The sequence below is a fragment of the Nostoc sp. FACHB-190 genome, from assembly GCF_014696905.1.
Taxonomy (GTDB): Bacteria; Cyanobacteriota; Cyanobacteriia; order Cyanobacteriales; family Nostocaceae; genus Nostoc_B.
The window spans coordinates 57,574-70,913 of the sequence record NZ_JACJQW010000028.1 but is presented as its reverse complement, the minus strand read 5'-3'; the positions used below and the strand labels follow the sequence as shown (position 1 = coordinate 70,913).

The 13,340-nt window shown below is 41.5% G+C and carries 7 protein-coding genes; 5 read left to right on the top strand and 2 right to left on the bottom strand.

From position 1 onward, the window contains the following. Window positions 1-100 precede the first annotated feature (100 nt). The 3 genes from H6G28_RS25255 to H6G28_RS25245 all read left to right on the top strand — a co-directional run bounded on the left by H6G28_RS25255 (window position 101) and on the right by H6G28_RS25245 (window position 8,247). On the top strand, window positions 101-1,558 hold the full coding sequence (locus H6G28_RS25255) for a protein adenylyltransferase SelO (RefSeq protein ID WP_190675201.1): 1,458 nt from the start codon (window positions 101-103) through the stop codon (window positions 1,556-1,558). A gap of 1,011 nt (window positions 1,559-2,569) precedes the next feature. Continuing rightward, on the top strand, window positions 2,570-7,267 hold the full coding sequence (locus tag H6G28_RS25250) for a PAS domain S-box protein (protein ID WP_190675167.1): 4,698 nt from the start codon (window positions 2,570-2,572) through the stop codon (window positions 7,265-7,267). Next, window positions 7,264-8,247: a diguanylate cyclase domain-containing protein gene (locus tag H6G28_RS25245; protein WP_190675165.1), complete on the top strand. Its 984-nt coding sequence runs from the start codon at window positions 7,264-7,266 to the stop codon at window positions 8,245-8,247. Before H6G28_RS25250 ends, H6G28_RS25245 begins: the two co-directional genes overlap by 4 nt. 123 nt (window positions 8,248-8,370) lie before the next feature. Here H6G28_RS25245 and H6G28_RS25240 read toward each other — a convergent pair whose 3' ends face one another. Together H6G28_RS25240 and H6G28_RS25235 are read right to left on the bottom strand one after the other, a co-directional pair. Then, window positions 8,371-9,414: a glycerate kinase gene (locus tag H6G28_RS25240; RefSeq protein ID WP_190675163.1), complete on the bottom strand. Its 1,044-nt coding sequence runs from the start codon at window positions 9,412-9,414 to the stop codon at window positions 8,371-8,373. A 37-nt stretch (window positions 9,415-9,451) separates the two neighbouring features. After that, complete coding sequence (locus H6G28_RS25235) at window positions 9,452-9,784, bottom strand: DUF565 domain-containing protein (RefSeq protein WP_190592847.1); 333 nt, start codon at window positions 9,782-9,784, stop codon at window positions 9,452-9,454. 613 nt (window positions 9,785-10,397) lie between these two features. Between H6G28_RS25235 and H6G28_RS25230 the strand changes: the two genes are divergently transcribed. Continuing rightward, the gene (locus H6G28_RS25230; protein WP_190592846.1) at window positions 10,398-11,024 is read left to right on the top strand and encodes a hypothetical protein; all 627 of its coding nucleotides are present in this window, start codon (window positions 10,398-10,400) and stop codon (window positions 11,022-11,024) included. Between the two features lie 171 nt (window positions 11,025-11,195). After that, complete coding sequence (locus tag H6G28_RS25225) at window positions 11,196-13,112, top strand: ArnT family glycosyltransferase (protein ID WP_190675200.1); 1,917 nt, start codon at window positions 11,196-11,198, stop codon at window positions 13,110-13,112. Window positions 13,113-13,340 lie beyond the last annotated feature (228 nt).

Sequence of the window (13,340 nt, the reverse complement as noted above, 5' to 3'; positions counted from 1 at the left end):
TTCTGAATTCTGACTCCTGACTCCTGAATTCTGTTTCATAACACCCTCTGCTGATGTCAGAGGTAGGATGAAGAGAATAATCCTTTTAAATTGGCGCGTAATGACTCTGGCTGAAACTCCCAACCAAGAAAATTCTCTTAATCCTTTGCTCACCCTCAACTACGAACCAGCCTTAGAATCTTTGGGTGATGATTACTACGACGAAGTAGCAACAGAGGAATTTCCCCAACATATTTTGCGTTGGCGGAATGATGCACTGTTATCTGATTTAGGGCTAAATCCTCCAGCCGTGACCGATGAGGATTTTATTACCGCCTTTGGCAAATTTCAAGGACGCAAACCTTTATTAGCACTACGCTATCACGGTTATCAATTTGGTACCTATAACCCGCAACTAGGCGATGGTAGAGGCTTTCTCTACGGTCAAGTCCGCGCTACCAATGGTGAATTATACGATTTCGGGACTAAAGGTTCTGGTAGAACACCTTACTCTCGTGGTGGCGACGGAATGCTGACACTCAAAGGCGGGGTGCGGGAAGTTTTAGCAGCCGAAGCCTTACATCAAATGGGAGTTCGTACCTCACGCTGTCTCAGTATGATTGAAACTGGTTTATCTTTGTGGCGTGGTGATGAACCTTCCCCCACCCGTTCCTCAGTCATGGTGAGAATGAGTAGTTCTCACATTCGCTTTGGTACGTTTGAGCGATTCCATTATTTACAGCGTCCTGATTTAACTCAAAAGCTCTTAGACCATGTAATTGAATATTACTATCGCCACTTAGTCAATCAAACAGATAAATACGCCTTATTTTATGCAGAGTTAGTCCAGCGAGTTGCTGAACTAGTGGCGCAGTGGATGGCTGCCGGTTTTTGTCATGGTGTGCTGAATACTGACAATATGTCAATTACTGGGGAAAGTTTTGACTATGGCCCTTATGCTTTTATTCCCACCTACGACCCCTATTTTACTGCGGCATATTTCGACTATTACAAACGCTATTGTTACGGTTATCAGCCAGGTATTTGTCAATGGAATTTAGAAATGTTGCAAGAACCATTAAAGGCAATTATTGACATAGCTGATATGCAAGCGGGATTAGCCAGCTTTGATCATTATTATGGTGCAGAATATCGCCGTTTAATGTTGAAAAAGTTAGGTTTTGAGGAGTTGAATCATCCCGAAGCTGATGAGCTTTTAGAATTAACAATAAAATTCTTAAAAGAAAGTCAAGTTGGTTATCATCTATTTTTCTTTGAAATGGCTCGGACTTTTTCTGCTAAATGGCGAGATGACCCAGCAGGCGTACTTAACAATTCAGAAATTGTACCCACCGCAGATACTTCAGGTATTTTTGATAGTTGGTGCATCCTCTACCATAAAATCTTAAATCATTTTGATTTAGATGAAATGGTAAATATAGCCCAGAATCTATCTCAGCACAATCCTCAAACTGTACTACTTAGACCTGTAATTGAATCGATTTGGCAACCAATAGTTGAGGCAGATGACTGGCAATCTTTTAGAGATTTAATTGATCAAATTCAAACTAAACAATAGAAGTAAGAATTCAGGAGTCAGAATCCAGAAGCCAGAAGGGTTGAAGAATGATGTGAATTATTTGATGAATCAATTTACTAATCTACTAAATACCTCTAAATTATGACTTCTGACTCCTGGGTACTGAATACTTACACAGATACAGAAGTCAGAAGTAGTCAAAGTGTTATGACTTATAGTCTAGATAAACCTTGATTTACCAACTTCTGACTCCTGACTTCTTAAACATACACAAGTAAATTTGGCAATCACACCGGATGTTATATAGGAATCCGATTTGATTTCTGAAAAAATCTAAGTAGATGTAGGGTGTGTTAGGCGTAAGCCGTAACGCACCAAAAGCCTTGGTAGCAGGTGCGTTACGCTATCGCTAACACACCCTACGTATCTGTTCAAAAATCAAATATTAGTCCTATATGTATATTGTTATTAATGCTACAGTATTTTCCCAAGTAATGAGGTAGAAAGCTAAGAACTCACTACAAAGATTTATTGTTATGCTTTCTTCTTCAAAATATATGAATTTAGGTATGATAAATCGGAATAGTCTGGTAAATTATGTAGTAAATATGCTAGACATCAAGACAATTTTTTCATGGATTTTGCGTCTTAACTCTTAAATTTGCTTTTCATGTTTTACCTTTTAACTTAACAGCAATTATCAAGTCGATAAACTCAATTCACTCAGTTTTATTAGTCAAACTGAGCAAATATATGGTTAATAACATGATAGGTGTTGTTGTGAAAATGCCGAGTTTAACAAAAATAAAAAATACTAATTGCGAACAATAAAATTTTGTTAATATTTTTTTATTAAAAATAAATCTTTTTATTTACCAGAGGAAAATTCGGTTGTTTCGGACGGAAAAATGTAAGCAAAATTTAATTATTGGATTACAAAAATACAATAAAATTCTATTTTAAAAAATGTCGATATTGTAAAATAAATATTCATAAATTTTAAAGTAATAATCATTCAAACAAATGCTGAAAGTGCTAGAGGATGAATAAGTGGTTAGGCAGCACAGATATCATCAATTTCCAGCAAGAGAAATTTTCAGCAAACGAGAGTTGCTGCCATTCCTAGTGGGGATTGTTGTATCAATTGCAGTATTTGTGCTTTGGCAGAGGCTAGTGGTTGAAGAGCAATACCATATTCAGCAGATGGTTCAACAACAAGCGATCGCCATTAAAACCGAATTAACTGCCCAAGTAAATATGCGGATTCTAGCACTAGAGCGCATGGGAAAACACTGGCAACTGCATGAGGCTTTAGATCGGCAAAATTGGCGAACCGAAGCAGCAGCTTACATACAAGACTTCGGTGGCTATCAAACCTTGGGATGGATTGATCCATTATTGCGTCTGCAATGGACTGTACCCGAAGTCAGCCATCAAGTTACCAAGACTTTAATAACCAGCCCAACACCTCAAATCCGCATAGCACTAGAAACAGCACGCAACAGCCGCCAAACGATTTTTACACCGACATTTGAGCTTTTTGAAGACAAGCCAGGATTTTTTGCATATTTACCCTTGTGGATTGGGGAGCAGTTTGATGGCTTGATTGTGGGGATTTTTCAAGTGCAATCGTTAATAGATGCAATATTGCATTTACCCCAAGGTTATCAAATTCAAATCTTCGAGAATAGCAAGTTAATTTACGGACAGAATTTTTTACCAACACAGCTATTAGATTGGCAAAAAACAGTTAATTTGGACTTATATGGAATCAACTGGCAACTGATAGTTTATCCTTCTTTAGAATTATTAACTAACTTGCGATCGCCACTGCCATTAGTTGTCTTAGTTTCTGGGCTAATAATTGCTGGCACATTAACATTATTGATTTATTTTGCTCAGAGTAGTGAACGACGCAATCAGCACATAGCCAGCATCAATCAAGAACTAGCCAACCGCATTTGTGAGCAGAAAAAAACCGAAATTGCCTTACGCGCCAGTGAAAACCACCTCAGAGAATTGCTGGAAACCGTCAAAGTTATTCCTTGGGAATTTGATATCAAAACTTGGCGATTTACCTATGTAGGGCCACAGGTAGAAGCTTTATTAAGCTATCCCATAGAAGAATGGTACCAAGAAAATTTTTGGCTAAATCATTTGCATCCCCATGACCGGGAACAAGCGATGGGAATTTATCAAGAAACTGTAGCTAAGGGAGAAAATCGGGAATTTGAATACCGAATGTTAACCGCCAATGGGCGAGTTGTGTGGTTGCGAAATATTGTGAATGTGGTCAAGAACATTGGAACCCCCGTGATACTTAGGGGGTTTATGTTTGAGATTACCGATTTAAAGCTTGTAGAAGAAACCTTAAGATTACGGGAACGTGCTTTAGCGGCGGCCAGTGATGGGATTACAATTGCAGATGCGAGACTGCCCAATCAACCAATTATCTACGTCAACCCGGCCTTTGAAATGATCACAGGCTATAGTGCGACAGAAATTATTGGCTATAACTGTGCCTTTTTGCCTGGTACAGACCCCCAACAGCCAGCCATTCAACAACTGCAAGCATCGATGAAAACAGGTAAGAGTTGCCAAGTCTTGTTACGGAACTACCGCCAAGATGGCAGCTTATTTTGGAATGAATTGAGTATTTCCCCAATTCACGATGAGACTGGTAGGCTAACTCATTTTATTGGGATTCACACCGACATTAGCGATCGCAAACAAGCCGAATTAAACCTACAGCGCCAAGCCCTGATCTTTGAGAACATGTACGATGGCGTAATCATCACCGATTTAACAGGCAAAATTATCGACTGGAACGGTGCAGCTGAGTGGATGTTTGGCTATAGCAAAGCGGAAATTTTAGGCAAAACCACCAGTATTTTGTATACACCAGCCGCCTTTGCCAAAGTCATACCCCAGATTTTGCCAGATATTCACCAACATGGCCGTTGGTCTGGAGAAATCGAATTTATCCGTAAAGATGGCAGTCAAGGCATTTGTGAAACTACAGTCATTTTCTTACAAGATGAGCAAAGCGAACCCATTGCCATTGTGAGTTTTAACCATGACATCACCGAACGAGTATTAGCCCAACAAGCCTTGCAACGACAATTGCATCAAACACTGCTATTAAAACAAATCACCCAACAAATCCGCCAAAGCCTCGATAGTAAAGCCATTTTTGCCACCGCCGCCGTGCAGATTGGCCAAGCATTTCAAGTGGAACGTTGCCTAATTCACGCTTATATAAGTGAACCTACACCACATGTTCCCTTGGTTGCAGAGTATAATAATTTTCCCACCTACACTTGTCAGGAAACAGTGGAAATTGCTGTCATTGGTAATCCTCATACTGAACAGATGATGCGAGAGGATAAAGCGATCGCTTCTGATGATGTGTACGCTGATCCTTTACTCCAAACTGCCCAAGCAATGTGTCGAGAAATGGACTTAAAGTCTATGTTAGCAGTCCGCACATCATATCAAGGAGAACCCAATGGTGCGATCGGCTTACATCAGTGCAGCTATTTTCGCCAATGGACAACCGCAGAAATTGAATTACTAGAAGCCGTCGCCGCCCAAGTCGGCATTGCCCTCGCCCAAGCCCATTTATTAGAACAAGAAACCCGCCAACGCCAAGAACTCTCCCTGAAAAACTCTGCCCTAGAACAAGCAAAACGTCAAGCCGAAGCCGCCAACCGAGCCAAAAGTGAATTCTTGGCCATGATGAGTCATGAAATTCGCACCCCCATGAATGCAGTCATTGGGATGACAGAACTGTTATTAGATACAGACTTAAATCCCCAACAACGCGACTTTGTTGAAACAGTGCATACCAGTGGAGACGCGTTACTCACCATCATCAACGATATTCTTGACTTCTCCAAAATTGAATCCGGCAGACTAGAACTCGAAGAAAAACCCTTTGACTTAAAAGCTTGTGTAGAACAAGTCATTGACATTCTCGCGCCCAAAGCCGCCCAAAAACAAATTGAGCTAATTTATCTCATCCATCCCCAGGTTCCCACACAAATCATTGGCGACATCACCCGCTTGCGCCAAGTTTTAATGAACTTGCTCAACAATGCCATTAAATTTACCCAACAAGGAGAAGTTGTACTTTCGGTTTACGCCAACCACATAGAAACTCAAAATCAAGAAACTAGCTGCTCAATTCTCTTTAGCATCCAAGATACAGGTATTGGCATCAGCCCAGAAAAAATGGCAAGGCTGTTTCAACCCTTCACCCAGGCTGACCCCTCAATGACGAGACTTTATGGCGGTACAGGGCTGGGACTGGTGATTAGCCAGCGCCTAAGTGAGATGATGAATGGTAGTTTGTGGGTGGAGAGTCGTGGTTGTATTGGTGGTCATCCCGATTCTGGCTGGCAGAGTAACAAGCCTGTTTCTGCGACTTCCTTTGATGATGGTTCTACCTTCTACTTCACCATTACCAGCAAAATTATTACCGATGACGCATCACGAGAAATCACAACAGCCTTGACTCCGTTGGCTGGTAAGCGGCTGTTAATTGTAGATGCTCATCCTACCAACAGTAAAATCCTCAGCTTGCAAGTGCAGTTTTGGCAAATGCAAACATATATTGCCGAATCCGGTGAGGCTGCTTTAAGTTTGCTGTCCCAGGGAACTCAGTTTGATGTTGCCATTCTGGATCTACCCATACCCAATATTGACGGGCTTCAATTAGCACAAACAATTCGGCAACAGCCTGGGGGAGAAAATCTGCCCTTAATATTATTAACTGCTTTAGGCTCACCAGAAATTAGTCCAGAATTTGATGATCTGGGGTTAGTAGTGTGTTTGACTAAACCAATCAAACAATCCCAACTCCACTACATTTTGACTCATACTTGTGGCGATCGCTTGCTAACAGCTGATACTGCACCTTCTCAGAGTTACGGGTGTGATGCTTTAGCAAAAAAAGTCCCTCTGAAGATTTTAGTTGCGGAAGATAGCTTGGTAAACCAGAAAGTAGCAATATTGATGTTGCAAAAAATGGGCTACCAAGCAGATGTGGTAGCAGATGGGCGCGAAGTGATTCAAGCCTTACAACATCAACCCTATGATGTAGTGTTGATGGATATTCACATGCCAGAAATGGATGGACTAGAAACCAGTAAAATTATTTCTCAGCAATGGGCAGCGAGTGTTCGTCCTTATATTATTGCAATCACAGCCAACGCGATGCGCGGCGATCGCGAAGCTTGTTTGGCGGCGGGAATGAATGATTACATCAGCAAGCCCATACAAATGGCAGAGTTAGTCCAAGCCCTGAGTAAATGTCAGCCGAGCGCGTTGATCAAAGCACCAAAACAAATCCAAAATTTCAGCCCCCGCCAACCCAAAACACCAAATTTAGTAATATCTGCAATTGATCACAAAGTTTTACAGTCTTTGCGTCAGATGTTAGCAGGAGATCAGGCGGCATTACAGGAACTTCTGCACTGTTATTTTTCCGAAGCCCCCAAACTCATCCAAGAAATTCAAGCATCTGTAGTAGCTGAAGATGCCGAAACTTTGTGGAAAACTGCTCATAAACTCAAGTCTAGTAGTGCTTCTGTGGGCGCAACCAATCTTAGCCGACTGTGTAAGCAGTTAGAAGCTAAAGGCAGAAGTCATGATTTTTCAGGATGTGCAGACATCTTGTCACAACTTCAGCAAGAGTATGAGCAAGTCAAAACAGAATTGCAATTAGAACTGGAGGCGGGATCGTGACAACCATCTTTCAAAAAAACCAATCTCTAGTTTTGATTGTTGACGATGAACCGTTTATCCGTACCCAACTACGACTAGCTTTAGAGCGAGAAGGCTATCAAATTGCCGAAGCCCGTGATGGTGTAGAAGCATTAATCTTGTTTGAGCAACTGCAACCCCAGATAGTATTACTAGATGCCATTATGCCCGGTATGGACGGATTTGAGTGTTGTCTGCGGTTGCAATCTTTCGAGCCAGGCAAGCATACACCAGTATTAATGATTACGGGATTGGAAGATCAAGAATCAGTTGATCATGCCTTTGATGCAGGTGCTATTGATTATGTGACTAAACCAATTCACTGGCCTGTGTTGCGCCAACGAGTCAAACGCTTGATTAAACAATCTCAGCTACAACAACAACTCGAAGCCGCTAACCAAGAATTACAAAGACTAGTCACAATTGACGGTTTAACTCAAGTTGCCAGTCGGAGAAAGTTTGAAGAATATTTTTCCCAAGAGTGGCAGCGAATGGCGCGGGAGCAATTACCGTTATCTTTGATTTTATGTGATGTGGATTACTTTAAATCTTACAACGATACCTATGGACATCGGGCAGGCGATCGCTGTCTACAAAAAGTAGCACAAGCTATCAAAGAAAGTGTGAAACGCCCCGCCGATTTAGTCGCTCGTTATGGTGGGGAAGAATTTGCTGTGATTCTACCCAAAACCGAGATGCAGGGAGCCGCAATTTTGGCAGACAAAATTTGCTCGGTGGTGCGGCAGTTGGCAATTCCCCATTGCAATTCCCAAGTTAGTGCTTATGTAACCATTAGTGCTGGTGTCGCTGAGGATATCCCTCAACCGGGTTCTGACTTTCAAGAGATAATTTCTGCCGCCGATCGCGCTTTATATCAAGCCAAAATTGAAGGACGCGATCGCTTTCGCCAGTCTACCAAGCAAGTATCTGCTAATTTTTCGCTGCCTCGTTGGGGTGCATGATATTTGTGGGAAAGCAGGAGGCAGAAGGCAGGAGGCAGGGGGACAAGGAGGACAAGGGGGACAAGGGGGACAAGGAAGCAAGATTTCTACCTTGTCTCCCCCCTCTACCTTGTCTACTCCCACTCAGCACTCAGTTTGGTAAACTGCACCAAAAGTCCGATCTGGACAAATTTCAATTACCACATCAGCAACTGAAGGCGATCGCAGCATCGGTTTGAGGAATAATTCTGGATGGAGCGATCGCCAAAAATAGTTGACAAATTCTTCAATTTGTGAGTCACTCATTCCCGATTTACCAGCCGCTACCATCTGTTGTTCTGCTTGTTTGCGCCATTCTAAGGAACTGCGATAATCGGTAGGATACAACAAAATCAAGCTATCTAAGCAATCCCACAATGGCAGATAATTGCTCAGTTGCTGATTCATGTCACGAGCAAATGCTTTGTCTGCATCGGTAATTATGGGTGGTGGCGTAATTTCAAAGGCTTTGGGGTCGATAGGTCGGACACCAACAAACCAACCTTCAAATAATACGATATCTATATTGGTAACAATTTCGGGAGTGGTGCGATCGCCTGCACCAGCATAAAGGGATTTATCAAACCGGGGAACCGTAACAGAAGTTTCGCCTTGACGAATTTGTTCTAAAACATTTAACCCCAAATCTACATCATGGGTTCTTGGAGGCCCCCGCCAAATCAAGCGGGGGTCTTGTTGTACTAAAATTAGGCGATCGCTATAAGTTTTATATAAGTCATCTAACGACCAACTTAAACTGCGGTATCCCAACTGCTGGAGAATCAAGGATAAAACTTGGCACATAGTAGTTTTGCCTGTACCTTGGACTCCTAAAATTCCTTGAATCAAAGGACGGTTGAGGCTTTGACGGTGTGCAGCTAATTTCATTCCCAGAGGTAGCCATAAATCCCACAACACCGCTAACATTGCTTCATAGTCGGCACGCAAGTTAGTTTGGTAAAATTGCCGAAAATCTGGCAGTACAGATTTGAGTAACTGCGATCGGGCTTGGATCATCACATCCACATTTGCTGATGTGATCCCAAATGCTTTCGCCCTTGAAATATCAGCTAGTGCTGCGGCTTTTGCTTGCTGCCAAGTTGATTCTGAGACCTCCTCTGCTATAATTTCCCCCAACCAAGAATACATCGATAATTTTCCTCAAAAGCAGCAATGACCAATTTTTCTATGAGCCTAACTTGAAGGCTTCGACAAACAAACTGTAGGTAAAACCCACCTTGAGAGTATTTAGAGAATCTACCCAAAGCGCCCTTCTGCTAAACAAGCCCCGACTGTAAAATATTCTGCTAGTAACCTCGGTTAACATCACTAGAAACGCTGCAACAAAAATATCTAATTCTGCTTTTTGTCCTGCTATTGTCGAAATAGCTGTTCCTAGAAAAAAGCCAAACAAAAAACTAATAATTAGTAGCGACAATCTACGCCAAGGATTCCGAAATATTTGGCTGAGACTACTAGCAATAGCATCTAGTAAATTATTAATTCGTGTATTTTGCATTCATCAAATATTCTCAATTATTCAGATTAATTGAATATTATCTGAATCCGGTTTGATTTCCTAATATAGCAGTCCTAAATCATTACTGAACCAAAAGATCCCCGACTTCTTGAAGAAGTCGGGGATCTGAGCCTCTCGATTTTCACCAATCAAATACGATTAATATAGTCGGGGAGTGGGAAGAAAGGCTGAACAGAAAGACTCTGCCATCCTGAATCAAGAATTGTTAAAAAATGTAAATATTTTTCCTCCCAAATTTCTCAGGGTTTGACAACAGATATCTTGTTGTTCAGACTACGCCCTAGCAAAAAACTTTTATCTGTAATTATACTGTTTCATATTTAGATTTATGTAATATCATTTGCTTAAAATTGAGAACCCACGGGAAAAGCTCACGGAACAATCACATATAGCCAGCGTCTTTCAGTAAAATTAAAGTAATCATTCATGCCAATGGTGATTTCAGAGAAATGATAAGTAGGATACATTGCATCACGTCATTTCACGAGAATCTATTGTAGACAAGTCAGCAAATTTCTTTCTTCCTCAAGGTAGAGAATAGGCTAAGATTTGGCCAAGACTAAACAAATAATTATTTCTAACCAATATCAAAATGAAATCTCAGGTGTATCGTAAGGCTGCTGTTACGGCTTGTTGCTTGGGGCTGCTTGGATTGCTGATGGGATGTTTAGATTTAAGTGTGTCATTTGAGACTACAAATCCTGATACATCTGATACAGCATCTACTAATACTCCGCAGTCAAACAAAGATGCAGAATTGCCGATTTTAGATGCTACAACTACTTCGACAAATGTTTCTAATAATACAACGATTCCCATTAACCAAGTAGAACCAAGTACTAGTCAAGTCCAGGCTATTTTGGTCAATCGCCCGAATGGGGCTGGTAATACCAAAAACCAAGGTACTTTGCGGATGAGTAATCAAACTGATCAGCCTGTGCGTCTAGCTTTGTTGGCAAGGCAATTAAAAGGTAAAAGTCCAACTACTAGTAAGACCGATATTCCTGCCCATTGGGATTTTGCACCACAAGAAGGCAGTAGTAAAGGTTTGCTGCTTTCTTTACCCAATGGCAACCTGAAGCTAGAAAAAGGCGATATTTTAGTTGCGTTTGCTCAAGATGGTTCTCGGCGCTACTGGGGGCCTTATGTTGTGGGGGAAAGTTCCTTACCAACTTGGAATGCTGAAACGAAAGAATGGCTGTTGGTACTCAGTCCATAGTCAAAAGCCGATAGTCTATAGATGATAGTGTTTAGTTGATGACTGTTTGATGTTGCTAGAACCCCGACTTCTTGAAAAAGTTGGGGTTCTGACTACACTTACTGCTCTCTGTTAAGAACAAAATCCCTCTTTTTAACGACTAATAACTATTGACTGTTGACTAATAACCAAATGAGGATGAAATTGAGTAATTTCCACATTGTTGACCAATGGTTCAACAAGGTAGCACAGCGTCCATCTCTAGTAGTGACTTTATCGGTTTTGTGGTTGATGCTGATTGGTTGGATCGGCTATGGGTGGAATTTAGGCAATGTGGGCTTAGTGGATGAAACAGAACCACTGTTTGCGGAAGCATCCCGACAAATGTTTGTCACTGGTGATTGGATTACACCTTTTTTTAATGGTGTGACTCGGTTTGATAAACCTGCTTTAATTTACTGGTGTCAGGCACTTGCCTACTCAATCATAGGTGTCAATGAATGGGCGGTGCGCCTCCCCTCGGCGATCGCCGCAATTGCGGTTATTAGTTTGGCTTTTTATACTGTACAGTGGCATCTGGCAAAGCAAGATGCAGCCGAACAGATTCAGCGTCCTACCCGTCGTTACCTCACAGCCGCGATCGCAGCAGCTGTCATGGCACTCAATCCTGAGATGATTGTCTGGGGTAGAACAGGTGTCTCAGATATGTTACTAACTGGCTGCATAGCTTCCGCTTTGTTATGTTTCTTTCTGGGCTATGCAAGTAAAACTGGGAGTCGGAAATCGGGAGTCGGGAGTGGAGGAGAAGTTACACCACTCCCTACTTCCCACTCCCTACTCCCTAATAAATGGTATTTAGCTTGTTATGTTCTCATTGCTGGGGCCATCTTAACTAAAGGCCCGGTGGGTATCGTCTTACCGGGGATCGTAATTGTGGCTTTTTTGCTGTACTTGGGCAAGTTCCGCGAAGTTATGCGCGAAATGCGGGCGTTTGTGGGGGTGTTAATAATCTTTGCTTTAGCAGTTCCTTGGTATGCCTTGGTAATTTGGCACAATGGCTGGAATTATATTAATTCGTTTTTTGGCTACCACAACATCGACCGTTTTACAGAAGTAGTCAATGGTCATTCAGCCCCTTGGTATTTTTATTTTTTGGTAGTGTTGTTAGGTTTTGCACCATATTCTGTGTATTTACCCGCAGCCTTTGTCCGACTCAAATTTTGGCAGCGATCGCAATGGCAAAGCCAAGAACGCTCTCAACAATTAGGTTTATTTGCTGTGGTTTGGTTTTTGGGCGTGTTTGGTTTTTTCACAATTGCTGTTACCAAACTACCTAGTTATGTTTTACCCCTGATGCCAGCAGCTGCGATTTTAATCGCTTTATTATGGAGTGATTGCTTCCCCACAACATCTGCTTCTAGTTCTCGCACTCCGCAGAAATTATTCTGGTTCAGTGGCTGGGCAAATGTTGTGTTGTTTTCAGCCTTATCTGTGGCGATGTTTCAAATCACCCAGTTACTAGGTACTGATCAAGCCGCGCCTAACTTTCGTCAGACCTTGGAAAATTCTGGGGTTACAGAACTAGGGGGTTATATTTGGTTATTAACTGCCATCAGTGTGGCATTTTTAATAATTACTCGACGTTGGCAAGGAATTATTGGTGTAAATTTGTTGGGGTTTGTGGCATTTTTGATTGTGGTTTTGATGCCTGCAATGTTTTTGATGGATCAAGAACGACAAATGCCTTTAAGAGAAATTTCTGCTGTTTTGTCTCAGGTAAAACAAGCAAACGAAGAAATCGTCATGGTTGGCTTTAAAAAACCCAGTGTTGTTTTCTACAGTCATCAACAAGTTAACTTTATCAAATTGACTAGCGAGGCTGTGGTTTATATTAAAAATCAAATTAATACGCCTCCTAAATCACATTCATTATTGGTTTTGGCAGAACACAGAAACCTTGTCAGAATTGATTTACAGCCTGATGATTATGAAAATTTGGCTTCTAAAGGTGCTTATCAATTGATTAGAATTTCTTTCAAAAAAATGCAGCCACAAAAGCAAGATATTTCCATATTACCTGAACAAAAATCTCACCGAATTATTCAATAAACGTGAATTCGACGAGTGCTTTTGACCTCACCATCAGCCCTTTTCCTCGTAGGAAAAGGGTGTAATATCAGATGTATTACGCTGTTGCTGATATAGGACTCATATTTGATTTGGGAAAAAAATCAGTACATTCAGATCAGGCTTCTTTCCTACTCCCGACTCCCCATTCCCTATTCCCTACCTACACAAATAAATTCAGAAATCAAACCGGATTCCTATATCTCCTAC